This window comes from Pseudomonadota bacterium (assembly GCA_034189865.1).
Lineage (GTDB): Bacteria > Pseudomonadota > Gammaproteobacteria > UBA5335 > UBA5335 > JAXHTV01.
The window spans coordinates 16,115-43,101 of record JAXHTV010000020.1; the positions used below are offsets into that span (position 1 = coordinate 16,115).

Consider the following 26,987-nt stretch of genomic DNA (forward strand, 5'->3'; position numbering starts at 1 on the left):
TATTCTTGCGCGCTCGCGATGGCATCCGCCCATCAGAAGCGTTTACAGGTCTGACTATGCACCCCTTACTGAATATCGCCACGCGCGCCGCGCGCCGGGCAGGCGACATCATCGCCCGACGGGTTAATCAACGGGACGCCATCACGGTCAGCACCAAACAACGCAACGACTTCGTCACCGAGGTCGACCAGATGGCCGAACAAGAAATCATCGAAACGGTCCGAAAAGCGTATCCCGATCATGCCTTTCTGGCCGAGGAGAGCGGCGCCTCCGGCGACCACGAGATCGTGTGGATCATCGACCCCCTGGACGGCACGACCAACTTTATTCACGGTATTCCCCATTTCGCCGTCTCTATCGGTATCCAGCATCGTGGCCGACTTGAGCACGGTGTCGTCTATGATCCCATGCGCCAAGAGATGTTTTCTGCCAGCCGGGGTAGCGGTGCGTTCTTGGATGACCGGCGAATCCGCGTGGCCGGCCAGCGGACGCTGGATCATGCAGTCATCGGGACGGGCATACCGTTTCGCGATTTACGCTACGCCGATCCCTACTTCGACATGTTGAAAGAAATCGCCACCCATTCGGCCGGCATTCGCCGTGCCGGCGCCGCGGCGCTTGATTTCGCCTACGTGGCAGCCGGGAGGCTGGATGGCTTCTGGGAAATCGGTCTGCAACCGTGGGATATCGCGGCCGGTGCACTGCTGGTCCAGGAAGCCGGGGGATTGGTCGGCGACTTATCCGGCCGACCGGAGTTTCTTCACGAAGGCCACGTGGTGTGCGGCAACCCCAAAGTTTTTTCCGCACTGGTCAAACGTATTCGACCCCACCTCACACCGGAACTCGGCGGCGCGAACTAGCCCACCGATTACAGTTGCTCTTTGGGTTGATCGTCTTTGTTCACGGGCAGCAAATTCGCCCGGTTGACTCCCAACATTAGAGCCAAATTGCTGGCCACATAAATAGAAGAATACGTTCCTACCACGATACCCGCCGTCAAGGCGATGGCGAAAGCCTGAATGGCCGCCCCCCCGATGAACAACAAAGCCAACAACACCAACAACGTCGTAAAGCTGGTCATCAAGGTACGCGAGAGCGTTTGATTGATAGAGGCGTTGATGACCTGGGTCGGCGTCACTTTGCGCAAATCGATGAAATTCTCCCGAATCCGATCGAACACCACGATGGTGTCGTTGAGGGAATAGCCGATCACCGCCAACAAGGCGGCCAGGACACTGAGATCGAAGGTGATCTGAGTCCAAGCAAACATCCCGAGCGTGATCAGAACGTCATGAACCAAAGCGGCGACCGCGCCCAGGGCGAATCGATACTCGAAACGCAACGCGACATAGATCAAAATGCCGAGCAAGGCCACCAGCAAGGCCAGGCCACCATCATTAGCCAGCTCTTCGCCGACCTGCGGACCGACAAACTCCACGCGGCGCAAGCTCAGTTGCGGTTCTTGCCCCTGGAGGACGGCAAAGGCGGCGTCGCTGATCCGCTCGTTCTCAATATCATCTCGAGGCGGTATCCGGATCAGCACATCTCGCGACGTACCGAAATGCTGGACGATGGCGTCGGCAAATCCCGCCGACGCCAGTTGGGGCCGAACCACGTTCAGTTCGACCGCCTCGGGGTAGCTGACCTCCACCAAGACCCCGCCGGTGAAATCGATACCAAAATTGAGCCCGCGGATCACGAGCCCCGATAGCGCCGCTATCAGTAGAACCGCACTCAATACCGACGCCAGCTTACGCCGGCCCATAAAATCGATTTTGGACTGAACACGAAACAGTTCCACGGCGACACCCTATACCGCGAGTTTGGAGACCCGACGCCCGCCATAGATCAAGTTGATCAAGGCGCGCGTCCCCATAATGGCAGTGAACATGGAGGTGAGAATCCCGATGGATAGCGTCACCGCGAAGCCCTGAACCGGGCCACTGCCCAAACCAAATAGAACAACCGCGGCGATCAAGGTGGTGACATTGGCATCCGCGATGGTAGAAAAGGCTTTCTCATAACCAGCGTGAATGCTGGCCTGCGGGGAATTCCCGTTGCGAATTTCTTCACGAATACGCTCGAAAATCAGTACGTTGGCGTCCACGGCCATGCCGACGGTGAGCACGATACCGGCAATCCCCGGTAAGGTCAGCGTCGCCTGTAGCAGCGACAACGCGGCCACGATAATCACCAGATTCGCGATTAACGCAACCACCGCAACGACCCCGAAAACCCGGTAGTAAAGGATCATAAACACGACGACCAAGGCCAGCCCGATCAGGATCGCATTGGTGCCTTGCCGAACGTTCTGTACCCCCAGGCTCGGACCGACAGTGCGTTCCTCCACGATATCCACCGGTGCCGCCAGGGCCCCGGCACGGAGCAACAGGGCGAGGTCTTTAGCTTCGGCTTGGTCCAGGCCAGTGATCTGAAATCGCTTGCTGAACAAACCTTGAATCGTCGCGAGGCTGATGACCTCTTCCACCGTTCTTCGGCTCCGGACCGGTTCACCGTCCACCATGAGAATTTCGCTACGGCTCTCGATAAACACCACGGCCATCTGCCGACCCAGGTTTTCGCGTGTGGTCTGACCCATACGCCGGGCACCTCGGCCGTCCAAGGTCACCAGAACTGCCGGGCCACCGGTGTCCTGATCAAAACCGGTGGTGGCGTCCACCAGTTGATCACCTGTCACGATCACATCCCGTTTCAGCAACACGGGGCGGCCGTCGCGATGCTCATATAACCGCGTCCCGATGGGCACGCGTCCCGTACGCGCCGCTTCGAAGGGATCGCCATCCATGTCGGCCAGCCGGAATTCCAAAGTCGCCGTCTTACCGAGAATTTCTTTGGCACGCGCGGTGTCTTGCAAACCAGGCAGTTGAACCACGATCCGCCGATCACCCTGACGTTGAACCAAAGGTTCGGCGACGCCCAGTTCGTTAACGCGGTTTCGCAACGTCGTGACGTTCTGCTGCAAGGCAAATTCCTGGATGTTGGCCGCCTCAGCTTCGGTCAGCGAGGCGACCAAGCGAGTCTGGCTACCTTCCGGACGGGTCAGAGAGAACTCGGGAAATTGCTCTTCCAGCAGTTTCTCGGCGGAGGAGACATCCTCGGGATTACGCAGGTTAATGAGCAGCCCCTCGGCTCGTCGCTCGACACCGGAATAACGAATCCGCTCTTCCCGCAGCGCGCGGCGAATCTCGGACTCGAAACGCTCGACACGCTGAGCAACGGCGGCATCCATATCCACTTCCAGCAGAAAATGCACGCCACCGCGAAGATCGAGCCCCAGCGCCATCGGTCGACCGTTGATAGCACGTAACCAGCCGGGCGTTCTCGGCGCCAGATTCAGCGCAACCACATAGTCGCTACCCAACTCGGTGGCTAACAGATCACGTGCCCGTAATTGGCGCTCATCGTTTTGATACCGGATGAGCAATCGGCCTTCTTCCAGGCCGATTGCGCGCGGGTCCAGATTGTTCGCATCCAGAATCGGTCGCACCCGTTGGAGAAGATCGTCATCCACCGCCAAACCGCTGGTGCGGGATACTTGAACGGACAAATCCTCGCCGAACAGGTTAGGTGAGGCGTAAATCACGCTCAGCATCAAAACCGCAACAATGAGAACGTACTTCCAGGCCGGATAGCGATTCATCTCGAGACGCCTATCGATAGAGCGGGTATCAGGAGTTTTTCTTCTTTAGCGTGCCCTTCGGCAACACGCTGCCGATGGCCTGACGCTGAACCTTGACGACGACCTTGTCGGCGATTTCCAACTCGAGGAAGTTATCCCCGACCTCGGTCACCCGACCTGCCAAGCCACCGTTGGTCGTCACCTCGTCGCCCTTGCTGATGGCGGCCACCATTTCCCGGTGCTGCTTGGCACGTTTGGTCTGGGGGCGAATCAGTAGAAAATAGAACAATACAAAAAGCACCACCAGAGGCAGCAGGGTGGTGATTAGACTGGGTTCTGCGGGGGCACTTTGGGCCCATGCATCACCGATGAAGAAACTCATCATGACATACTCTCCGACCTTGGCTTTTTATTCAGTGGGTTACGGGAAATCCTCCCCGCGACCGGAATTTTGGCGGCCTATTATGGCATAGACGGCAGCGGTTTCCCTCGCCGGCTGTAAAACATCTCGCGGAATGACTCGAAGCGATCCTCGGCAATCGCTTCCCGCATTTTCTCCATCAGCGACAAGTAGTAGTGCAAGTTGTGAATGGTGGCGAGCCGCGACCAGAGAATCTCCCCGCTGCGTTCCAGATGACGCAGGTAGGCACGGCTGTAGTTCTGGCACGTATAACAATCACAATCCGGATCCAACGGCCCGGTGTCGTTTTGGTGGACACTATTGCGGATGCGAACCACGCCGTCGTGCACGAACAAATGGCCGTTGCGGGCGTTGCGCGTGGGCATGACGCAATCGAACATATCCACTCCCCGCGCCACCGCCTCGACGATATCTTCCGGCTTACCCACGCCCATGAGATATCGCGGATGATCCGCCGGCATATCCGGCAGTAGCGCATTTAAGACCTTCAACCGGTCGGTTTCAGGCTCCCCCACCGATAAACCGCCAATGGCGTAACCATCAAAACCGATCTCCACCAATCCCTCCAGCGAACGCCGCCGCAATTCGGGATACATGCCACCCTGCACGATGCCGAACAAAGCATTGGGATTATCACCGTGCGCTTCGCGGCTACGCTTGGCCCACCTGAGCGACAAATCCATCGACTGCTCGGCGGCCTCCGGCGTGGCGGGATAGGGCGTGCATTCGTCGAACACCATCACGATGTCGGAATCCAGCACCCGCTGGATCTCCATGGAGCGCTCCGGGCTCAAAAAGACCGGGCTGCCGTCCACCGGGGAGCGAAAGTGCACGCCATCCTCGGTCAACTTTCTCAGTTCCGCCAGACTAAATACCTGGAATCCCCCCGAGTCGGTGAGAATAGGGCCGTCCCAGTGCATAAAACGATGCAGCCCGCCATGGGCTTCAATGACGTCCAGGCCCGGCCGGAGGAACAAATGAAAGGTGTTGCCTAGAATGATTTGCGCACCCATGCCCCGCAGTTCCTCCGGGGTCATGGCTTTGACCGTGCCGTAGGTCCCCACTGGCATAAAGGCAGGCGTTTCCACCACGCCGTGCGCCAGCGTCAAACGACCGCGACGCGCCGCTTGCGACCGCCCAAGCAACTCGAATCGCATCAGCGCTCCGACCCAAGGCATGCATCTGGCGCGGGAGTCAGCAACATCGCGTCACCGTAGCTGAAGAAACGATAACGAGCGGCCACCGCATGGGCATAGGCACGCAGCACGATTTCCCGCCCCGCAAACGCGCACACCAGCATCAACAGGGTCGATTCCGGGAGGTGGAAGTTAGTCAGCAAAGCATCCACCACGCGAAATCGATAACCCGGTGTAATAAACAACTGGGTATCGCCTTCGAACGGCGCCAGTCGACCCGCTGCAGCAGCCGTCTCCAAGGCCCGAACCACCGTTGTGCCCACGGCGACAACCCGACCGCCCCGCGCTTTCGTCTCATCGATGGCAGCACAAGTCTGCGGCGGTACCCGAAGCCATTCGGCGTGCATCACGTGCGCCGCGACGTCATCGACTCGCAGCGGCTGGAACGTCCCTGCGCCGACATGAAGGGTCACAAACGCAACATCGACACCCGACGCACGGAGCCGATCCAGCATCGCTTCATCGAAATGCAACCCGGCAGTCGGTGCCGCCACCGCCCCCGCCTCTCGCGCGAAGACAGTCTGATAGCGCGACCGGTCCAAATCGGCATCGGGACGATCAATATAAGGCGGGAGGGGAATGTGGCCGTGCCGCTCCGCCAAATCCCAAACGGTCTCCTCGCCGGCAAAGTGCAGCACGAACAAATCTTCTTGCCGCCCTTCCACCCGGACGTCGAGATCACCCTCCAACACCAAGTGGCTGCCGGCTTTGGGCGACTTACTGGCACGAACCTGCGCCAGCACCCGATGATTATCCAAGACCCGCTCCAACAACACCTCGACTCGCCCACCGGACGCCTTCCGGCCCCAGAAGCGCGCCGGGAATACACGCGTATCGTTCAACACCAAAAGATCACCCGCCGAAAGCTGGGTGGGAAAATCGGCAAACGATAAATCCTCGCACTGCCCCGAAGCACCGTCCACGCGCAAAAGGCGAGACATGCCCCGCTGTTCAGCCGGAGACTGAGCGATGAGATCCGACGGTAAATCGTAATAAAAATCAGAACGTCGCATGGCGGCGCATGTTAGCAAGTCACAAGCCGTTTTGCGCGCGGCGCGGAATCTCTTATACTTCGCAGCCTGCACCCAAGCCGGGATGGCGGAACTGGTAGACGCGCCGGACTCAAAATCCGGTTCTGGAAACAGAGTGCGAGTTCGACTCTCGCTCCCGGCACCACATTCCTTCTTAAACTCTCAATCTTTCAGATCCCACACCCATCACCACATTCGCGCCTCAGCGTTCGGATAGCCATACGGGCAAGGTGTTCCCGTGGCGCGATGTCACCGTTCGGCGACGGTCATACTTATGACGTGTCTCATTATAGAGACAGTTTGCGGACGGAAAAAACCGATGATAGATTGAGCTCGCCTTCTAAATAATAAAAACAAAATCAATATTTTGTCTTACACAGGGTAAGGGAGACCTCTAAATAGTCAATTATCAATATCAATTAATTTGGAGATCTCAAAATGAAAAAACTATCTATTATTGCAGTAGCTTGTGCCCTTCCGTTTACCGTGAGCGCTGAGTTGCAGCCCATGAGCCATACCGATTTGGCCGACGTCCATGGGCAAGGCTTCCTTCAGGATGCCTTTCAAGACTACAAGATGGTTCTGGGTGATATCGCGTACGACGCCGCCGTTGCTGTGAAAGAAGCCACCATCGTCGCGGGTCTTGAGGTCGCAGACGCCGGCACCGAAGCGCGCGCCACGGAGCTGCATGATCGCGCAGACAGCTACCGGGCCAAAGCGGACGTCGTGGCAAACAACAGCGGCCCCTACGGCAACATTGCCGCCGGCGGCCTGAACTTACACGCCGGCTCGGTGGACTACCGCGCCGATCTCTGGAGTGCTTTGTTGCCATAAGCTCTCCAGAACCACTCATTGTCCGTGACAGAAGGGTTGCCCCAGGGCAACCCTTCTGTCTTTCAAGGGAGAAGATGTGGCGCGCCGTGTTCGCTTGTGGAACTGGACGCACACATAACACGGTGGCAACATCAGAGCGTTTGTTCGGTCCGGCCCCATCTGGCCTTGGCGGCTTTTGGCTCATCCATGAAGTTTTGTAGTCATTGCGGCAACCGTGTCGCGCAAAAAATTCCAGAAGGTGACAACCTGCCCAGGTTCGTATGCGATCACTGCGGCGCGGTGCACTATCAAAATCCTAAAATGGTGGTGGGTTGCCTACCCATTTGGGAAGATCGGGTATTGCTCTGTCGGCGAGCGATACACCCTCGCCATGGCTACTGGACCTTACCCGCGGGTTTTCTGGAAAACGGCGAAACCACACTGGAAGGCGCGATCCGCGAAACCCACGAGGAAGCGAACGCAGAGGTGGACGTGGATGAGCTTTACACGATGTTCAACTTGCCCCACATCAACCAGGTTTATCTGTTCTTTCGTGCACGGCTCCGCAATTTGGAGTTCTCGCCGGGCCTCGAATCGCTGGAAACGGTGCTATTTAGCGAGTCGAATATTCCTTGGAACGACTTGGCGTTCCCTACCGTTGGATTCACGCTGAAACACTACTTCGCTGACCGCCGGCGCGGTGAGTTCGTCACGCGGGTTGAAGACGTCGCTCCCGCCCGCCGGTAACGCGCCCGCGCTCAAAGGCTCACCGCAAAGACTCGCGCCCCACGCTCAAAACGGTTAAAATCCGGCCGCTTTTCAGTTGTTCAGTCGAGACACAGTGCCTACGGGGAACGGACCATGACCTACGTTGTTACCGAAAATTGCATCAAGTGCAAATACACGGATTGCGTGGAGGTGTGTCCGGTGGATTGTTTCCACGAAGGCCCCAATATGCTGGTCATCGACCCCGAGGAGTGTATCGACTGCACACTTTGCGAACCGGAGTGCCCGGCCGAAGCCATTCTCTCGGAAGACGATCTGTCGGCTGAGCAGGAAAAATTCCTCGAACTCAACGCCGAACTGTCCCAGCATTGGCCCGTCATTACCGAGCGCAAAGACCCCCCGTCAGACGCCGAAGAATGGGACGGCAAACCCAACAAACTGGAACAATTGGAACGCTGAGCCCTCAAAACCCGAGCAGTCGACTCAGGCCATCATCCGCGCGGATGATGCATTCGGTGCAGTTGTTTGAGTCGCTCTCGCGCAACATGGGTGTAAATCTGGGTGGTCGACACGTCGGAATGACCCAGTAGCATCTGGACGACCCTCAAATCCGCGCCATGATTCACCAAGTGGGTCGCGAATGCATGCCGCAAGGTGTGCGGAGACAGATCGAGGGAAATCCCGGCCTTGCGCGCGTACCGTTTGATCAAATGCCAGCAGTTTTGCCGGGTCATGTGTTCACCGCGCCGGGTGGGAAAGACGTAGTCACTGCGTCGCTGTGCCACGAGCGCCGGCCGTCCTGTTTTCAAGTAGCGTTCCATCCACGCGACAGCCTCCTCACCGAGAGGGACCAAACGGTCCTTACCGCCTTTGCCACGCACCCGCACCAAGCCGCGCACCAAGTCCGTTTGATCCAAACGCAGCGTCACCAATTCCGAAACGCGCAAACCTGTGGCGTAGAGCACTTCCAGTAAGGTTCGGTCCCGCAAGCCCTCGGGACGATGGACGTCCGGCGCCGCGAGAAGCGCTTCCACCTGAGTTTCGCTTAAGCTCCGCGGTAACGGACGCCCCAAACGCGGCATGTCGATGCGCGCTGAGGGATCTTCTCTCAGCTCTTGGTCATGGCTTCGCATCTGAAAGAATCGCCGAATACTGGAAAACTGACGCGCCAACGAGCGCGGCGAGACCTCACGGCCGCGAACAGCCATATACGCCAGCAGGTGTTCCCGCTCGGCCCGATCCAGATCAACGCCTTTCTCATTCAACCATGCGGCCAGATGCATGAGATCTGACCGATAGGCGCTCTGCGTGTTCACGGCCAGTCCCTGCTCGACCCACAGGCGATCGATAAAACGATCGATCTGCGCGCGATCGTTCGGCTCGACCGCCGCTCCCGCTTTCGGCTGGGGGCCGCTGTCAAGCTCTTCACTCATAGGCGGGGTTTGGATTCGAGCGGACGCGAACGAGATCTTCGACTTCGCTGATCAAGGGAACGCCTTTCACCGGAACATCCAGACGCGAAAGCGCATCGATGGCTCGCAAGGATTTCTCCAGCAATGCCCCGAAATCAGTGGCGTCCAAGGGTGCTTGCGCCATGACCATGTTCACGGTCACCGGACGACCCAAAAAGTCCGCCAGACGACGGGTGGCACTTTCCCGTATCCTGCTCGCCACTTGCGATGCATGCCGGGCGTCGGTGTCGGGTAGCAAAAGCACAAATTGGTTCCACCGATACCGTCCGGCGACGTCGTAGTTGCGAAGATTCATCCGCAGCAAACGGGCAAACTCCCGTAACAGGCGGTTGGCCATGGCCCGACCCGCCGAGTCGCTGATTTGGGGCAAGCCCGGGATGTCCACCAGCAATAGCACCGCCGGACGACCGCTACGTGCATGCAGGTTGAACATTACTTCGGCTGCTTCGAACACAGCACGGCGCTCAAGCATTCCGGTCGCCTCGTCCCGGAAGCTGACATGACGAAACCGTCGGCGTAGACGCTGTACCTGCCACATAAGCATCGCAGCGTAGAGCGCCAGCACCGCATACAAAAAGAACATGAGGAAGGTGCCCATCTCCGGTACGATACCGCCCCCCCATCCACGCAGCGCCAAAATCAGAGGAATGGCCAGAATCGCACCCGCCAAACCGGATTCCATCAAGCTCTCGCCGTAGCGCAGACCGTTGCTGAGCAAGACCGTCAACAACACCAACATCGTGGGAATCACCGGCGATGGGTCGTGCGCAATCACCAGCGCGAAAACGATATAATCAAACCACATGGCCGCTTGGGCACGGCGCATGGACTCGGGCTGCCAACGCGCATGCAACATGAAGGCCGCGGTACCCATAAAATAGACCGCGATCAACCCCAAAAGCCCTTGCCGTCCGAAAAGAACGGGCGGAAAACTCGCGCTGGTCAAGAAGTACAACAGCAAGATGGTGGCAAAGAAAAACCGCACCCAATACTGTCGCCGCTGCTCGGCCCAACTGACCCATACGAAGGGCGGTGCGAGTCGAAATCGATCTTTTTGCTTCGGATTGGCCATTCGGCTTCCGTTGAATCGGGTCGGGTGAGTGGCAGTTCGAATAACGCAAACCATAATATAGAACCATGTCCAGCCAGCGACAAACGACTTCTTCCCCAGGTCCCTCGACGCCCCGCAACAATGGCAGCATCTGGTATGCCGCGTGGTGCTGGTTGGTCTTCTCGGTCAGCTGCGCGCTGGCGGCCCCAGTGATTGTCCTAACGCCGACACGGACGGCGCGCACGCGTATCGCCCGGCTGACCTCCCGTTTCATGGGCCGAATGAGCGGACTGACCCCGCAGGTCAGGGGCTTGGAACACCTCCCCGATGGTCCGTCGATTATCGTGGCCAACCACAACAGTTATTTAGACGGCGTCGTTCTGATGGCGGTTCTGCCACCGCGGTTCGCCTTTGTCATCAAACGAGAAATGGCCACCGTACCGCTGGTCAGCGTGCTGCTCAATCGACTGGGAGCGTTGTTCGTTGACCGGGCAAGCGCCACCAACGCATCGCGAGATACGCGGGAAATACTGCGTATCGCGGGCCGGGGAGACAGCATCGTTTTTTTCGCTGAAGGCAGCATTCACCTTGAGCCGGGGCTTCAACCTTTCAAGCTCGGCGCGTTTTTAACCGCAGCCCATTTGGACCTACCGGTCGTGCCGGTCACCATTCACGGCACCCGCAGTGTATTGGATCCAAAAGGTTGGCATCCCCGTTGGGGGACGCTAACGGTAGAAATCGATGCGCCCATCCAGCCCGAGGGTAAAGGCCGTCGTAGCGCCGCCGCACTGCGCAAAGCCGCGCACGACGTCATTGCCCATCGGCTCGAAAGCCCGTTAAAACGCTAGACAATACCCGCCATGTTGGGCCCGCGCTGGTCGCCAACCCGCACCTGGTGGACAAAGCGCTTTTTGATTTAATCGGCGTCGCTTTCCGGTGTGGCGGCACGCACCAGCCACCCACCCATGCCCAGTAGAATCAATACGCCGATCAATTCCGCCGCCGGCAGTTGAAATGGCGCGGCCAACCAATCGCTCCTGCCTGTGACTACGATCGGCACGGCCAACAGAATACCGACCAAAGCTTCTCCGGTAACCAAGCCAGCTGCGATTAAGATACCGGTCCGGTGAGGCGGTCGATCACGTCGAGCACCTGCCAGGTAGGCCATCAGCCCGCCCAAGGCGATGGTGGTGGACAGTTCCAAGGGAAGATAAATCCCCACCGCGACGGGCAGCACAGGCAAACGAAAGCCCACGCCCCGACGCTGCAACACAAGGTCCATCACAATCACCACCATGCCGATGGCACCGCCCCAGACAACCAGCCCCCACGGCAGGTTCTGACCAAAAACGCCGGCGGCGACAGATGCCATCAAGGTGGCTTGCGGCGCGGACAGGGCGTTGGGTTGGTCGGCCGTGGCCGGACCGAAACCGTAGGCCTGCAATAGCAGATTCAGCACCGGAGCCATTACCAAGGCGGCCGATAGCACCCCTACCGCCTGCGCCACCTGTTGCTTCCAAGGCGTGGCGCCGACCAGAAAACCGGCTTTCAGGTCCTGCATGTTGTCGCCACCCACCGCAGCGGCACAACAGACCACCGCGCCAATGAGGATAGCGGCCGCCGGACCCACGGCAGGATCCCCACCCAACATCCACCACAACAACAACGAGGCCAACAATAAAGTGGCAATCGTCACCCCGGACACCGGATTGTGCGAGGAGCCCACCAAACCCGCCATGTAGGCCGCTACCGCCGAGAAAAGAAAGCCGGCAACCACCATGATCACCGTCATGGCAATGGCGACACCGATCCACGGCACGATGGATTGATACAGCAGGAACAAAGGCAGCAATAAAATCAGCGCCAGAGACAAGGCCACGGGCATGGGCGTGTCCCGCTCGTGAGGCAGTGCGGTGGCGTCGCCACCCGAATGATTCCGCATACTCCGATACAGCGAGGGAAGCAGTGACACCAACGCCCATAGCCCCCCCACCAACATGGCCCCGACACCCAGGTAGCGAATTTTCGTCGACCACAGCTGGGCAGCCAATGCGGCAGCCGATCCTGTCTCCGCCCGCAGCAGCTCCAAGGCCACAGGCTCTAAGCCGAATTGCGCGTAGATCGGAATAGCCACCAACCAAGCCGTCATGCCCCCGGCCAGCACCAACACGGCGACTTCCAAGCCGACAATGTAGCCCACACCGAGCAATGCCGGAGACAAGCTCAAACCGAGAAACACCGGCGAACGCCCCAAAAAGCCGGATACACCTGCGGCCGAAGGCCAAAGATTCAATCCCGTCGAAGCCACTTTGACAACCGCACCGGCCACGGCAGCCCACATGAGTTCTTTTGCGCCGCGGGCCGCACCATCGCCCAGTTTGATCACTTCCGCCGTGGCAGTGCCTTCGGGAAACGGCAAGGGGTGTTCAACCACCAAGGCCCGTCGCAGCGGAATGGTGAACAACACGCCAAGCAAACCGCCGATGGCGGCGATAACCGTCACCCACAGGTAATCGAAGACGTGCCAGTAATCCAAGAGGATCAACGCAGGAAATGTAAAAATCGCCCCCGCCGCCAACGATTCACCGGCCGATGCGGCGGTTTGCACGATATTGGTCTCCAGCACATGCCGGCGCCCCAGCGCCCTCAGAACCGCCATCGCCAACACCGCTGCCGGAATCGACGCCGAAATCGTCATACCGGCGAATAGACCCAGATAGGTGTTCGCCGCAGCCAGCACCATGGACAGAAGCAATCCCAACACGATTGCTTGTAAACTCAGTTGTACGGAGGCGGAATGATTCATTGTTCTAAACTTCGAGATTGAAAATTGCCAGGTGACAGGCCGACCGTCGCCCACTATACAAACGATGCAAAGAGCAACGCCAACACCGCCGTGACGCCAGGTGATTTGATACCATCTTCGGTTAATGTCTGGCGTCGTTCCGTAGCCTTGGCACAAGACCTGCGAGACGGTTCACGCCGATGGAAACGGTCCACAACAGGCATCGGCCAACCGACCAAGTGAAACAAGCTGTGACTTCGAGCGAACAACCCGGCGACAGCCCCCGAGAACGATACCAAAGCATGCTCACTCGCGAGGGCTTTTCACCCGACCCGGCACAAGCGAAAGTGGTCGATGCGCTCGATCAAATCTATCGGGAGCTGTTGGCACCGAAAGCAGAGCCCCCCTCCGCGCCCCCTGTACGGCAAGCGAGCCGCTTTCTCCGCCGGCGCATCCGAGCGGCAACGGGAAGCGCAACCCATCGAAGAATTCGCCCGGTGCACGGTCTGTACCTCTGGGGCGGTGTCGGTCGGGGCAAAACCTTTCTGGTCGATCAGTTCTTCGAGTGCTTACGCTTTCCCGAACGAAGACGCGTGCATTTCCATCATTTTATGAATGAAGTGCACGCCCGCCTCAAAGATCTACAACAGCAACAGGATCCGCTCCGAACAGTGGCCCGGGACATTGCAAAAACCACCCGCGTGCTGTGTTTCGACGAATTTTTCGTCTCCGATATCACCGATGCCATGTTGCTGGGGACGCTGTTCGAACATTTGTTTCAAATGGGTGTCACGTTGATCGCCACCTCAAACGTGCCACCCGACGATTTGTACAAAAACGGTTTACAACGGGAGCGGTTTATTCCGGCCATCGAGCTGATCAAGCAGAACACGCGGGTGATGCACATAGACGACGGTACCGACTATCGGCTCCGTCAGCTGGACGCGGCAGAGATCTATCATTCGCCCTTGGACGATGAAGCCGAAGCCAATCTGTTGAAGTACTTCGAACAAATCACTCCGGACGAAGGCCAGCTCGATACAATGTTAACGGTCGAAGACCGCCCGATTACCGTAAGGGGATTGGGCGATGGTGTGGCCTGGTTCGATTTTCCCGCGATCTGCGAGGGCCCACGCAGTCAGCGAGACTACTTGGAAATCGCGCGCTGCCACCATACCGTGTTGATCGGCCAAGTGCCCGTGATGGGTCGGGAAGACGAGAACGCCGCCCGCCGATTTATCCATCTGGTGGATGTATTCTACGACCGCAGCGTGAAATTGATCATCTCCGCCGCCAAACCCCCTGAGGCGATCTACGAGGGGGAAAAACTCCGTTTCGAATTCCAGCGAACGCTCAGCCGCCTGCAAGAAATGCAGTCCCACGCCTATCTGGCGCAGCAACACCGGCCATAGATGAACCGGATGCGGCGACAGTCAACACGCCGCCAGCCGCCGCAACTCCCGCACCACCACGGATAGGCCCGCGAGATCCAGTGTGCCCAAATTTTGGATTTCGAGCAGTACGCTTCTAAAGCGCGAGACGGCATCCGGGCGCTCTTGCAGCCAGGAAACAACGCGTTGTTCGCCTTCTGTCTCGTCGCTACTTTGGATCACCTTGAGCGCCAGATTCATATACTCATTGAAAAAGTCGTAACGTAATCCGCTCAAGGCGCGGGTCAGCCACGGATCGGTGACGCCAAACTGGTTGACTTGATTAACAAGCCAAGTCAGCTCTAACTGATCACCCAAACGAAAATAGACTTGGCCTGATTGCGCCACATCCAAGTCCGTTTGGGCTGCGGTTTCCACCACGTCCAATGCCAGACGCTTGATTTCCACGGCGGCGATTTCACGCGCCAAATCCTCGGGAACGCCGGTTTGTTCCAACGCCTCCGCGCGCGCGGCCATGACATCTGCTTCCGCCCCACCGGGCAACTCGTGGGCGATTCGTACGTACTCACAAACACCGGGGGCATAAGTGTCGACGGTCTGCGAGATATCGACAATGCGGGCGGGCCGCCCCAAAAACCAACGGGTGACATCTTCCAACAGCGAAGCGGTGGTGCCCATCATGTCCAACTGGACCTCTGCCGGCACCTGGCTATCCAGCGATTCGATCCGATCCCAGAGTTGGCTCATCTGAAATACCTCGCGACCGCAGAGGTAGGCGCGCGCGACATTCGCCAAATCGGTCGCCATGTCGTCCAGCATCCGTTGCGCGAATGAAACGCCCATTCGATTCACCAAGCTGTTGGTGACCGAGGTGGCGATAATCTCCCGCCGCAAGCGATGATCATGCATGGATTGCCGAAAACGGGTCCGTAGCGGATTGGGGAAATAGGTCACCAGCTCATCGGCGAGGTAGGCATCTTCCGGCAGATCAGACTCGATCAGCGCGTCGTACATGGCAATTTTGATATAGCAGAGCAACACCGCCAACTCCGGACGAACCAGCCCCAACCCTTGAGCCCGCCGGCTCGCTAACGCCTGTTTGCCCGGCAAGAATTCCAGTCGGGCATCCAATCCGGCGGTGTCCCGCAGGCGACGCACCACGTACATATGCTCATCGAGTTGCGCCCCGGCGGAGCAAGCCATCAAGCTCAGCGCCTGACTTTGCAAGTAATTGTCGCGCAGGACCAAGGCTGCAACTTCCCCCGTCATCTGCGCCAACAAGTCGTTGCGTTCCGCCTCGCCCATAGCACCCGAAACAACAGCGGGATTAAGCAGAATCTTGATGTTCACCTCGTGGTCGGAACAATCCACCCCGGCCGAGTTGTCAATGTAATCAGTGTTGATTTTGCCACCGTTCAGGGCGTATTCGACCCGCCCCAACTGCGTCAGCCCCAGGTTTCCGCCTTCGCCGACCACGCGCGCCCGCAAATCCGATCCGTTCACGCGGACAGCATCGTTGGCACGGTCGCCGACATCGACATGACTCTCTTCAGTCGCCTTGACGTAAGTGCCGATGCCGCCATTCCAAAACAGATCGACGGGCGCTTGAACAATGACCTTGATCAACTCAGTGGGCGTCAGGCTCTCGGTCGCCACCCCCAAGGCACGGCGCATTTCTTCCGATAGCTTGATCCGCTTGGCTTGGCGATCGAACACACCGCCACCGGGAGATATAAGCGCCGGATCGTAGTCCTCCCATGTGGAATGGGGGAGATCGAACAGCCGCTTCCGCTCCCGAAAGCTGTCCTCCGCGTTGGGGTTGGGATCGACGAAGATATGACGATGATTGAACGCGGCAATCAACCGAATATGACGGGAAAGCAACATGCCGTTGCCGAAGACATCGCCACCCATATCACCCACACCGACGACGGTAAAGTCTTCCGTTTGGATGTCGTGGCCCAGCTCACGGAAATGGCGTTTAACGCACTCCCACGCGCCGCGGGCGGTGATACCCATTTTCTTGTGGTCGTAACCCGCCGAACCGCCCGAGGCGAACGCATCTCCCAACCAAAAACCATATCCCCGGGAAATTTCGTTGGCGATATCGGAAAAAGTCGCGGTGCCCTTGTCGGCCGCCACGACCAGATACGGATCGTCATCGTCGTAGCGCACCACCCCTTCTGGGGTTTGAATCTCACCACCCACGAAGTTGTCGGTGACATCCAAAAGCCCTTGGATAAAGGCGCGATAACAGTTCACACCCTCCTGCTGTAGTGCTTCGCGGCCGCCACCGGCAGGGGGTTGCTTCACCACGAAACCACCTTTCGCACCCATGGGAACAATGACCGAATTCTTGACCATCTGGGCCTTGAGCAACCCGAGTACCTCGGTGCGGAAATCTTCCCGCCGATCTGACCAGCGAATACCGCCGCGGGCGACCTTGCCGCCGCGCAGATGCACACCCTCGACCCGCGGTGAGTAGACGAACACCTCATAGTTGGGCAGCGGCTTGGGTAGGTTGGGGATGCGTTCCGGGTCAAACTTGAAAGACATCAATGCCTTTTCCGCGCCGTTGGCCTGACGCTGAAAATAGTTGGTCCGCAACGTCGCCCGGAATACTTCCAGGAACGCCCTTAATATCCGATCATGATCGAGACTCGCCACCTGGTCGAGCGCATCGTCCAACGCTTGGGCGGTGGATATCACCTCCCGTTCGCGTCGCGCACCCAAATCGGGGGCGAACCGGGACTCGAACATCGCCACGAGCAAGGAAGCGACGCGGCTGTTTTCAACCAGCGCCTGTTCGACATAGTTCTGGCTGAAAGCCAATCCGGTTTGGAACAGGTAACGATAGACCGCCCGTAACACCGTCGTTTGTCGCCAGGTCAACCGACAGACCAATGCCAAGCGATTGAAGCCGTCGTTTTCCGCTTCACCGAACCAGACTTTGGCAAACGCTTCATGGAACGCATCGCGGACATCCGCGACCACCAATGCCGAACCGATGGCATGGGTCAACTCAAAATCATGAATCCAAACCGATCCATCGGCGTTGTCCGTTTCATTGATTTCATAGGGGCGTTCACTGAGCACACGCAGGCCCATGTTCTCGAGCATCGGAAGGGCGTCGGACAGATAGATCGGCCGCCCAAGTTGATACAGCTTCAAGCGAACGCGGCTGCCATCCCCACCGACTTGTTCATAAAGCTGGATGGCGAACGGCGAGCTGGCAGTCAGCGCAGCCATCCGTTCCACGTCATCGGCGGCCACCTCCGCCGAAAAGTCATGGACATAGTTCGCGGGAAAGGCGTTTCGAAACCGATTGAAGTACTCGTAACCCCGTCGATAGTCGAAGCGGCGAGTCAACACATCGCGCAGATCGTCATTCCACGAGCGAACGGCACGTACGATCTCCGACTCAATCGACGCCAAGTCCGCGGGCTCTGTGCCACTTGGACATTCACGCACATTCACGTGCAATTGGGCCATCACCGACTCGCCCACCCGGACCGTCGACTCGGTGGAGCCACCATTGAGCATACGCCTCAAAATAGCTTCGACACGCTCACGGGCTTCCCAGTGGTACCGGTCCAGCGGAATGTAGACCAGGCAGGAGAAAAACCGGCCGTAGGGATCACGGCGGATGAACAGTTTGGTTCGCTCGCGACCTTGGAGGCTCAGAATGCCGTCACAGATCTCATAGAGTTCATCCACCGAGGCCTGGAACAGTTCGTCACGTGGCAGGGTGTCCATAATGTGCAGCAACGCCTTTCCAGCATGGCTGGTGCTGCGCAGATCCGCATGCGCCATCACCCGTGCCACTTTGCTTCTGAGCAAAGGAATGTCGCGAACGCTGCGAGCATAGACTGACGACGTATACAGCCCGAGAAACCGATACTCTCCAACCACGTTGCCCTGGTCGTCGTAGCGCTTCAGCCCGACGTAATCCAGAAAACCAGACCGATGGACGGTGGAACGGGCGTTCGCTTTGCTCAGCACCAACGGACCGGTGGCCGCGACTTGGTCGATCACACTACCGGTCAACTTGGTGGGCGTGGATGATTCGCCTGCGGATCGATTAATACCCAGGCGCGAGCTTGTGATCGGCAACAACGTGACGCCCGATTCGTCCCGTTCGACCTCGTATTCGCAGTAACCGAGGAACGTAAAATGGTCGTCCGCCAGCCAGCGTACGAAATCGCGCACTTCCAACGCGATGTCTTCTTCGACGGGCAATGTATGTAAAATCGAATCAGCCGTTAATGCGATCGCTTGCTCTCGCATCGCAGGCCAATCGGCCACCGCCAACCGAACATCCATCAATGCCGCTCGCAGCGCCTGCTCGAGCGCCGCCAGATCTGTGTCCCGAAGCTCTTGCTCCACCTCAAAGCGAACAAAGGATTCGGCGAGCCAACCCGGTTGTTCACGGGATTCGGCACTGACCGCCAGCAACTTGCCCTCCGCATCGCGCTGGACGAATACCACCGGATGCACCGTGAGCCGCACGGTAAATCCATGCTCATGCAGAATCATCAAGCTGGTGTCGATCAAAAACGGCATGTCGTCATTGACCATTTCGACGATGATGTGCCGGGATGACCAACCGTGCTGTTCAACGGTGGGCTGATATACCCGCAAGTTAAGCGCGTTTGGCGGCCTGACAGCACCAAACCGCCAGTGAGCAAGAACGGCGCCGTAGAGCGTGTCGGTATCGGTGGTGAGTAGGTCTTCTTCCGGTACTTTCCGGTAGTACTCCCGGGCGAAATTCCCGAGTTGTGTCATGACCGGATCGGTGTGATTCTCCTGGACACGATCCAGAACGGTGTCAATAAGCGCCCGTTTATTGTTCTCGGTACGACGCATGCATCAGCGCTCCACGATTCCGCTTCTCGGGAAACCGCCATGCGCCGCGACAAATGCTAAGTCCGACTAAGCGGATAGGATTTGCACGGGCTCGGGCATGGCATCCAATTGGGTCTCCGGTGCGGCGGCCTGGAAAGACCCCAGTGTCATACATGTACGGTATATTCGGCGAACCGTGGGAAAAGCTGAGAGATCCTGGCCACGCTGCATCGCCAGGTGAACTTCGGGTACGAGACAGGCATCGGCCAGCGTAGGCTGATCTCCGTGACAATAGACGCCGGTCTCAGGCTCGCTTGACAGTCGAACTTCCGCGGCCTCCAGACCGATTCGAATCCAGTATTCGAACCACTTGTCGAGCTGCTGTTCGCTCATTGCCTGGCGATCACGCAGGTAGCGCAGTACCCGCATGCTGTGGAGCGGTTGAATATCCGAAATAAACATTTGGGCCAGCGACCGAACGCGCGCACGCTCACAACATCCCGCTGGCATCATGGGTCGGGTCGCGACCTGTTCCTCGAGATACTCCATGATGGCCATGGACTGCGTGATCACCTGACCGTCGTGTACCAGCACGGGCGCCAGGCCCTGTGGATTCAGTGCGCGAAATTGATGGGCGGCACCGCCGTCCGATTCCAGACGCACAAATTTGGATGAATAAGGAATGGCTTTGTAGTTGAAGACGATTCGAACGCGATGCGCCGCAACGCTGCGGCAATAGGTGAACAGTTCCATGGCGCGGGGCCTCCTGCTGCTCGGTCCCTGCACCGGATTTAATCGGTAAGTTCGGTTACAGGACCATCCGGACGGGGATCCACCCAATCCCTGAGTAGTTGCAAGACACGCCAATGCTGCCCACTGGTTTGAGGGGAGCGCAGGCGTGCCCGACCGATGTCCATGGCAAACGGGTGTCATCAGCCATGGACGTCCGGAAAAGATGGCATACGGATTCCATCCCCGCAAGCCGAGAGTTCCCTTTGCCCTGGTGACGGACTAAATAGAGCAATCGTTATTGGGTACCACTGGCAATCGTCAGCCCGTCGACCAGTAATGATCCGCAACGGATATTCCCGCGCAAATCAACGTCATTACCCACGGCCAGGATTTGCCGAAACATATCCCGTAGGTTACCGGCGACCGTGATCTCTTCGACCGGGTGGACCACTTCGCCGTTCTCCACCCAATACCCCGCCGCGCCGCGGGAATAGTCGCCAGTGACCATGTTGATGCCCTGTCCCATCAACTCGGTCACCCACAAACCCGTACCCATCGATTGCAACAGCGAGGTCTGATCCTGGGTGCCGGGTTCAACCACCAAATTATGGACACCGCCGGCGTTGCCGGTCGTTTCCATATTCAGCCGCCGGGCACTATAGCTATCGAGCACGTAACCTTGTAACACACCATCGGAGATCAGATCGCGCGGCGCGGTCGCCACGCCTTCACCGTCGAAGGCCGCGCTGCCGAGGGCGCCGTGCAAATGAGGTTGCTCGTCAATTCGAAATCCCGCAGGAAACACGGGCTGCCCCTTTTGATCCAGGAGGAAACTGGCCCGCCGATACAGACTGCCACCACTCACGGCCGACACGAAGTGCCCGATCAACCCACGCGCGACCTCCGGAGCATACAACACCCGAAACTGCCCGGTACGGATGGGCCGGCAGCCCAACCGACGCACCGCCCGCGAACCGGCCAATTGGCCCACCGCTTCGGGTGTATCCAAGGCATCGGCATGACGGGCCACTGAATACCAATGGTCTCGCTGCATCCCCTGCCCGTCGGAGGCAATCACACTGCAACCGATGCTATGGCGGGTACCCTGCTTGACGCCCACAAACCCATGGCTATTGCCATACACCGAAAGACCGGCGCCGGCATGCACACTGGCCCCCTCGGAATTGGTTATCCGGGAATCCACCTCCAGTGCCGCGCGTTCACTGTCTCTCGCCAACTCCACGGCCTGTTCGGCCGACAAATCCCAGGGGTGATAGAGATCCAGCTCAGGCGGATCGACGGCCATTCGGTCGGCATCAGCCAGCCCGGCGGCCGGGTCCGGTTCCGTGTGGCGGGCGATGGAACACGCGGCTTCCACGCTTTCTTGAATCGACGCCGGAGCAAAATCCGACGTGCTTGCGTTACCTTTGCGTTGACCGAAGTAGACGGTGATACCCAAACCCCGGTCACGATGATGTTCCAGCGTTTCCACCTCGCCCATGCGCACCGTCACGCTCAACCCGGTACTCAACCCGGCACTCACCTCCGCGGCAGTAGCCCCTTTTGCCTTGGCTTGCGCCAAAACGTGTTCAACAAGATCCGTGAGTTGTTCACGGCGCGAAAGCAGACTGTCAGCGCCATCACTCATTGGCGGCACGCTCCTTGGTTGATTCCGGGGATCGAACGAACGATTCTAGCGACCACAGGCTCAGCTGGCGACAGACGGCGGATTACCGGTTTCGCGGCACCGTCCCGCATCAACTCAAGAAACACCTCTCCGGGCCGTCATTCGACTCGTCGGGCTCTTGGACGAAAACAATGCAAATCAGACCGAATTTGGGACTCATTCTGACCGGTGGCGGTGCCCGGGCCGCATATCAGGCCGGGGTGCTTCGCGCGCTTGCGGAACTCATGCCGAATCCGACACGAAACCCATTTCCGATCATCACCGGAACCTCCGCCGGCGCTATCAATGCCGCAGCACTGGCCGGAGACGCGGCCAACTTTGGGCAGGGCGTCCAACACTTGCTCGGCACGTGGAAACACATGCACGTGAACAAGGTCTTTCGAACTGACGCCGGCACCATCTATAAATCCGGCGCGCACTGGGTCGCCGCCCTGGCATCCGGTGGGCTCGGCAAACGTAACCCCAGATGCTTGCTCGACAATACTCCGCTTCGCGGCTTGCTGGAGAGCCACCTGAGACTATCCCGAATCAGTCTCAACATTCTGCAGGGCCATCTGCGCGCGGTGGGCATCACCGCTTCGGGTTATAGCACCGGGAGGACCATCTGCTTTTACGAGGGAGAAGAACACATCCGGCCCTGGCAGCGGATACGCCGACGGGGTGTGCCGGCTCGAATCAACCTGGACCACGTCATGGCATCACTGGCGATTCCGCTGCTGTTTCCGGCCGTCCGAATCGGCGGAGAATATATGGGTGACGGCGCCATGCGCCAAAGCACACCACTTAGCCACGCCATTCACCTCGGGGCAGAACGCTTGCTGGTTGTCGGAACCCGAAACGACGTCACCCGCGGCGAACCGTTGCCCAGCGACCGACCTGAGTATCCCAGCCTCGGCGACATCGGTGGCTATGTTCTCGATACGCTGTTCATGGATAGCGTACAAAGCGACGCCGAACGCTTAGGTCGCGTCAATGACCTCGTTCGCGCGCTTCCCCGAGACCAACCACCCACGGAAGACGGACGCCCCTTACGCAAAGTCGAACTGAAAATTCTCGTGCCGAGCGAAGACTTGCGACCCGTCGCCCAGCACTATCGCAAGGCCTTCCCCCGCCCCGTTCGACACCTGCTTCGTGGCATCGGCGCGATGGATGAGGACAGCCCCATTCCCAGCTACTTGTTGTTTGACCAAGTGTTTTGTAGTGCCTTGATCGATCTCGGCTATCGAGACGCCATGGATCAAAGCGAGTCACTGAAGAAGTTCTTGTTTTTCTGAGCTACGCCGCGCTTTCGATCTTGCCTTCCGGAGGCAAATCACCTAGCCTCACCCATCTGTGAGCAGATATTCCGCCACCGTCCGCCCCGGTACTCCTGCGTGAGGAGAACCACTCCCGGGGCGAGTAAACAGACAGGGAATACGGCTCGAATGACGGTGATTTCATTGACGCATTCAAGCCGGCAGGGTCAGCGACAAACGCAGGCCCGAAGTAGTTTTATTAACTGAAATAGAGTAGGGAAACTATGGCGTACGATCCGAGCTATGTACGCGGCAAGGCGTGTATCGTCGGTGCCGCGGACGAAGTCTCGCCCACGGGCGAGCTGAAAATGACCGAGCGTGAGCTCGAAGTGAAAATGGTGCATGCCGCGCTGGAAGATGCCGGCTTATCGCTGTCCGATGTGGACGGTCTTTTCTGCACCGGATTAATGATGCCCAGCATGGAACTGGCGGAACACTTGGGCATTCGTCCGAAGTATACCGACAGCACCATGACCGGTGGTTCCAGCTTCGAGGTCCACATCGAACACGCTGCCGCTGCCGTGGCGCTGGGTCTTTGTGAAGTGGCCGTTTCCGTCTATGCCCAAACGCCGCGTGCGAAAGGTGGTCTGGGCGGCGGCATGCAGGCCATGATGAGCGCCTTCGACCGCAAGAACCCCCCGCCGTTTCTGGAGTGGGAAATGCCATCGGGCCTGATGCTGCCCGCCGGCGCCTATGCCTTGGCGGCCAGCCGTCATCAACACCTTTACGGCACCACCTCCGAGCAATTGGCACAGATCGCTGTCTCGACCCGCCAGTGGGCTGAAAAAAATCCTCGGGCACGCTATCAGGACCCCATGACCGTCGAGGACGTCCTGAACTCACCCATGGTCTGTGATCCCCTTCACCGGTATGACTGCTGCTTGGTCACGGACGGCGCAGGCGCCGTGGTCATCACATCCGCCGAACGCGCCAAAGACCTGAAGAAGAAGCCGGTCTACGTGCTGGGCACCGGAACTCATCATGACCACGCCATGATGATTTCCGAAATGCCGGAGCTGACCGTCACGCCGGGCGCGGTATCCGCCCCCAAAGCCTTCAACATGGCCGGGGTGACGCCCAACGACATCGACTTGGTGATGACTTACGACTCGTTCACCATCACCGTTCTCATGTCTCTGGAAGACATGGGTTTTTGTCAAAAGGGTGAAGGTGGCGCGTTCGTTGAAGACGGCAAACTTGGCCCAGGCGGCGCCCTGCCCACCAATACCAGCGGCGGTGGTCTTTCTTATACCCATCCCGGCATGTACGGCATGTTCCTGCTGGTCGAAGCCACCCGCCAATTACGCGGCGAATGTGGCCCCCGGCAAGTGGATAACGCCAAGCTGGCGGTCGCGCATGGAGTGGGCGGCGTCTTGTCGGCCTGCTCGACTGTAGTTCTGGGTACGGAGGAAGCACTATGAGCCGTATGATGATGGGGACATCTCCCCACGCCGAGCCATTCTGGAAGGCAACCGAAGAAAAGAAGCTGGTTATCCAGTACAGCCCGGAAACCAAGCGTTACGTTCACTACCCGCGCGAACCCATCGTTGTCTCGCCCAAGACCGGTGAAGTGGAATGGCGGGAAGCCAGCGGTAAGGGTGAGGTTTACGCATTCAGCGTAATGCGCAAACCGGGCAACCCGGCGATGGCGGCCAAAGTACCCTATGTGGTAGCGCTCATCACGCTGGAAGAAGGCGTGCGTTTCATGAGTAACATCGTCAATTGCGCACCGGAAGATGTCAAAGTGGGCATGCCGGTGAAAGTCACTTGGGAAGAGCTTCCCAAGGGCCGTCACTTCCCGGTGTTCGAGCCGGCATAAGTGATGCGCTAAGTCGTACCGGAAAAAGGGCAGCTCCAGGAGCTGCCCTTTTTCTTTGGCGAGCACCGAATAGACACAGACTGAGGAGACCGAGCTGATGTCAGAGATACAAATCTTCTGGGACCCGACCGGTTTGGAGCTGGATACCCTGGGTCAAAACAAACTCCTGAGGATCACCGACGGCGATACGCCCTATGTCTCCGTATCCATTCGCATGCTGAGTATCGACACCCCGGAAGTTCACTACCCCGGACGTCAAAACCCGGTGCGACACGACGAACGGCTGGCCGAGTTGGCCCAATGGCTTACCGCCGGCCAGGCGCCCGTTCCGGACGACCTGGCCGCCCATCTGACGCCCAAACTGGCAAGCGGACAGGCCGGCACACTTCAAAAGGCCCAAGGAGAGGCCGCTACAGAAGCGTTTCAATCGCTGCTGGATCAACGCCTAACCCGCCCGACAGGGTCCAAGCGATCACTGTTTTTGCGGGCGGCCGATCAACCCTTTGATCAGTATGGCCGGTTGCTGGCATACGTGGCGCCCAGTTTCTCCGCGAAAGAACGGGAGCAAATGACCCGCTGGGATCGAGCAACGTTCAACCTGCTGATGGTGGAGTCCGGATGGGCGGCGCCATTTCTGATTTTCCCCAGCCTACCGCGACATACTGATCTCGAGTGGTTTCACAGCGTCGCCAAGCGGGCCGTTGTCGAAGGCCGTGGCGCGTGGGCTGACCCGCTCACACTCACCGGCTATGAGTTTCGGATGTGCTATAGACTGTGGGAAGTCACCAAGAAGCTCGTGCAAGGAAGCAAGCTGAGCAGCTCGAAAAAATACAGCTGGGTCGGCCGTTACTGTGCGGATCTCACCAGCCGGGAGATTTATCACCCGGCGGATTATCACCGGGTTGAGCCGTACAACCGTTTGTTTATCTGGCCTGCGGACGTCAATGCTGCCGTGGGCCGCCTGAACCTGGTCCCGGCGGCCCTCAACTGAGTCGGATCAGGAAATCAACTGCGCCAGCTGGTCGGCAATTTCTGCGCGGCATACGCCGCGGACGTTGCCATGTTTAGCCCGTAGAAAATACGAGATTGAACCACTGTAGGGGTCGATACGGTTATGCGCGATACGCCCTACGTGGGCGCCTTTGCTGCGCAACACCTCCTGCTTGGCCAATACGTCGCGGATGCACTTCACTTCTTTGAAGACCTTCTCTACGGCAACCGCGTGACGGCGAAGCTTGCGCGCGTACTGCGTATCGCACTGCACTTTCTTCAAAGCCTTCTGAAACAGAACGTTGCCTGACAAGACTTCGTTCCGCGATACCGGCCCAACCGGTTCGGCTTCAACCGACTTATCCTGCATCAACACAAGCCGGGCACGGTCGCGCCAATTGGACAAGAGGTCATAAACACTGAGCAACCATATTTCGGTGGTCGCGGCCAGAAAGTCGCCATCGTCGGTGGGAATAGACTTGGGATCGGGGTATTTCGATCTCAGATCGTTTTCAATCACTTTCAGATAGCGATTCATCGAACAGATATTGCGTGCCTGCACATACAGGTACGCATCTTCCATAAAAGGCATGCGCCGAAATGTGTCGAGAATGGACTGGGTCGGCGCGACTGGTATTTCCAATGCACTAGTCGTCATGGTTGCACCCAATGAGTCGAAACTGCCGAGCCGGGGACGCTTGGCAGTAAGAATGTACCGTGGCAGGAAGCGGGGTTTGGGGATCCACTTCCCGTTGACTTGGTTAACGGCGGCCCGGAACTAAACTTGAATGCCGGCAGCTCGACTCCAAAGCACTTTTTAAAGTGGCGAGCTTACGATGACGGCCGGCTGATCCCCTGAATCGAACAGCAAACGAGCCGCCATCGCCGGGTTGGCATGGACACGACCGGCCTCGTCTACAAGCAGCACATAGCGCACCCCGATCGCTCGCGCGACCTCAGGCCAATGATCGACGCCCGCAACAAACAAAGCCGTCGCGGCTGCGTCCGCAACCCCTGCATCGGTATGGATCACCGTCACCGACTGAACGCCGGAGACCGGATAACCGGTTTTGGGATCGATAATGTGGTGGTA

23 protein-coding genes and 1 tRNA gene are annotated in these 26,987 nt (G+C 58.5%); 11 read left to right on the top strand and 13 right to left on the bottom strand.

Annotated features, from left to right (window positions below):
- Nucleotides 1–860: inositol monophosphatase family protein (locus tag SVU69_10070; protein MDY6943345.1), on the top strand; the 860-nt coding region annotated here is incomplete at its 5' end.
- 8 nt (nt 861–868) lie between these two features.
- Here the strand turns inward: SVU69_10070 and secF are convergent.
- The 5 genes from secF to queA all read right to left on the bottom strand — a co-directional run bounded on the left by secF (nt 869) and on the right by queA (nt 6,270).
- Nucleotides 869–1,801, bottom strand: a complete 933-nt coding sequence (gene secF / locus SVU69_10075) for a protein translocase subunit SecF (protein MDY6943346.1) — start codon at nt 1,799–1,801, stop codon at nt 869–871.
- Between the two features lie 9 nt (nt 1,802–1,810).
- Entirely contained in the window at nt 1,811–3,661 is a 1,851-nt protein-coding gene (gene secD / locus SVU69_10080; protein MDY6943347.1) for a protein translocase subunit SecD, read from the bottom strand.
- 28 nt (nt 3,662–3,689) lie between these two features.
- The gene (gene yajC, locus SVU69_10085) at nt 3,690–4,022 is read right to left on the bottom strand and encodes a preprotein translocase subunit YajC (GenBank protein MDY6943348.1); all 333 of its coding nucleotides are present in this window, start codon (nt 4,020–4,022) and stop codon (nt 3,690–3,692) included.
- Nucleotides 4,023–4,102: 80 nt separating this feature from the next.
- Nucleotides 4,103–5,218 carry a tRNA guanosine(34) transglycosylase Tgt gene (gene tgt, locus SVU69_10090; protein ID MDY6943349.1) on the bottom strand — a complete coding sequence of 372 codons (1,116 nt, stop codon included), beginning with the start codon at nt 5,216–5,218 and terminating at the stop codon, nt 4,103–4,105.
- The gene (queA, locus tag SVU69_10095; GenBank protein MDY6943350.1) at nt 5,218–6,270 is read right to left on the bottom strand and encodes a tRNA preQ1(34) S-adenosylmethionine ribosyltransferase-isomerase QueA; all 1,053 of its coding nucleotides are present in this window, start codon (nt 6,268–6,270) and stop codon (nt 5,218–5,220) included. The genes tgt and queA overlap by 1 nt, the downstream gene beginning before the upstream one ends.
- A gap of 76 nt (nt 6,271–6,346) precedes the next feature.
- On the opposite strand from queA, the gene SVU69_10100 reads away from it, so the two are divergent.
- From SVU69_10100 to fdxA, 4 genes are all read left to right on the top strand, one after another.
- Nucleotides 6,347–6,433: transfer RNA gene (locus SVU69_10100), tRNA-Leu, on the top strand.
- A gap of 293 nt (nt 6,434–6,726) precedes the next feature.
- Nucleotides 6,727–7,122: a hypothetical protein gene (locus SVU69_10105; GenBank protein MDY6943351.1), complete on the top strand. Its 396-nt coding sequence runs from the start codon at nt 6,727–6,729 to the stop codon at nt 7,120–7,122.
- 186 nt (nt 7,123–7,308) lie between these two features.
- Nucleotides 7,309–7,848, top strand: coding sequence for an NUDIX hydrolase (locus SVU69_10110; protein MDY6943352.1), 540 nt, complete (start codon nt 7,309–7,311; stop codon nt 7,846–7,848).
- A gap of 114 nt (nt 7,849–7,962) precedes the next feature.
- Complete coding sequence (gene fdxA / locus SVU69_10115) at nt 7,963–8,286, top strand: ferredoxin FdxA (GenBank protein ID MDY6943353.1); 324 nt, start codon at nt 7,963–7,965, stop codon at nt 8,284–8,286.
- 32 nt (nt 8,287–8,318) lie between these two features.
- On the opposite strand, the gene xerD is transcribed toward fdxA, so the two are convergent.
- The gene (gene xerD, locus SVU69_10120; protein ID MDY6943354.1) at nt 8,319–9,260 is read right to left on the bottom strand and encodes a site-specific tyrosine recombinase XerD; all 942 of its coding nucleotides are present in this window, start codon (nt 9,258–9,260) and stop codon (nt 8,319–8,321) included.
- The gene (locus SVU69_10125) at nt 9,253–10,371 is read right to left on the bottom strand and encodes a GGDEF domain-containing protein (GenBank protein MDY6943355.1); all 1,119 of its coding nucleotides are present in this window, start codon (nt 10,369–10,371) and stop codon (nt 9,253–9,255) included. The genes xerD and SVU69_10125 overlap by 8 nt, the downstream gene beginning before the upstream one ends.
- A 65-nt stretch (nt 10,372–10,436) precedes the next feature.
- On the opposite strand from SVU69_10125, the gene SVU69_10130 reads away from it, so the two are divergent.
- On the top strand, nt 10,437–11,198 hold the full coding sequence (locus tag SVU69_10130) for a lysophospholipid acyltransferase family protein (protein MDY6943356.1): 762 nt from the start codon (nt 10,437–10,439) through the stop codon (nt 11,196–11,198).
- A gap of 68 nt (nt 11,199–11,266) precedes the next feature.
- Here the strand turns inward: SVU69_10130 and SVU69_10135 are convergent, their stop codons facing one another.
- Nucleotides 11,267–13,156 carry an oligopeptide transporter, OPT family gene (locus tag SVU69_10135; protein MDY6943357.1) on the bottom strand — a complete coding sequence of 630 codons (1,890 nt, stop codon included), beginning with the start codon at nt 13,154–13,156 and terminating at the stop codon, nt 11,267–11,269.
- Between the two features lie 179 nt (nt 13,157–13,335).
- On the opposite strand from SVU69_10135, the gene zapE reads away from it, so the two are divergent.
- Complete coding sequence (zapE, locus tag SVU69_10140; protein ID MDY6943358.1) at nt 13,336–14,547, top strand: cell division protein ZapE; 1,212 nt, start codon at nt 13,336–13,338, stop codon at nt 14,545–14,547.
- Between the two features lie 21 nt (nt 14,548–14,568).
- Here zapE and SVU69_10145 read toward each other — a convergent pair whose 3' ends face one another.
- The 3 genes from SVU69_10145 to pmbA form a co-directional block, all read right to left on the bottom strand.
- Nucleotides 14,569–19,392: an NAD-glutamate dehydrogenase gene (locus tag SVU69_10145; GenBank protein MDY6943359.1), complete on the bottom strand. Its 4,824-nt coding sequence runs from the start codon at nt 19,390–19,392 to the stop codon at nt 14,569–14,571.
- Nucleotides 19,393–19,458: 66 nt separating this feature from the next.
- Nucleotides 19,459–20,124 carry a maleylacetoacetate isomerase gene (gene maiA / locus SVU69_10150; protein MDY6943360.1) on the bottom strand — a complete coding sequence of 222 codons (666 nt, stop codon included), beginning with the start codon at nt 20,122–20,124 and terminating at the stop codon, nt 19,459–19,461.
- 274 nt (nt 20,125–20,398) lie between these two features.
- Nucleotides 20,399–21,751 carry a metalloprotease PmbA gene (gene pmbA / locus SVU69_10155; GenBank protein MDY6943361.1) on the bottom strand — a complete coding sequence of 451 codons (1,353 nt, stop codon included), beginning with the start codon at nt 21,749–21,751 and terminating at the stop codon, nt 20,399–20,401.
- A 170-nt stretch (nt 21,752–21,921) separates the two neighbouring features.
- Here pmbA and SVU69_10160 point away from each other — a divergent pair, with 170 nt between their 5' ends.
- From SVU69_10160 to SVU69_10175, 4 genes are all read left to right on the top strand, one after another.
- Complete coding sequence (locus tag SVU69_10160; protein MDY6943362.1) at nt 21,922–23,064, top strand: patatin-like phospholipase family protein; 1,143 nt, start codon at nt 21,922–21,924, stop codon at nt 23,062–23,064.
- A gap of 245 nt (nt 23,065–23,309) precedes the next feature.
- Entirely contained in the window at nt 23,310–24,506 is a 1,197-nt protein-coding gene (locus SVU69_10165) for an acetyl-CoA acetyltransferase (GenBank protein MDY6943363.1), read from the top strand.
- Nucleotides 24,503–24,904, top strand: coding sequence for an OB-fold domain-containing protein (locus SVU69_10170; protein MDY6943364.1), 402 nt, complete (start codon nt 24,503–24,505; stop codon nt 24,902–24,904). The genes SVU69_10165 and SVU69_10170 overlap by 4 nt, the downstream gene beginning before the upstream one ends.
- Before the next feature lie 97 nt (nt 24,905–25,001).
- On the top strand, nt 25,002–25,895 hold the full coding sequence (locus SVU69_10175; protein MDY6943365.1) for a thermonuclease family protein: 894 nt from the start codon (nt 25,002–25,004) through the stop codon (nt 25,893–25,895).
- 6 nt (nt 25,896–25,901) lie between these two features.
- Here the strand turns inward: SVU69_10175 and SVU69_10180 are convergent, their stop codons facing one another.
- Both SVU69_10180 and SVU69_10185 read right to left on the bottom strand, forming a co-directional pair.
- Nucleotides 25,902–26,552, bottom strand: a complete 651-nt coding sequence (locus tag SVU69_10180; protein ID MDY6943366.1) for a hypothetical protein — start codon at nt 26,550–26,552, stop codon at nt 25,902–25,904.
- Between the two features lie 159 nt (nt 26,553–26,711).
- Nucleotides 26,712–26,987: FAD:protein FMN transferase (locus SVU69_10185; protein ID MDY6943367.1), on the bottom strand; the 276-nt coding region annotated here is incomplete at its 5' end.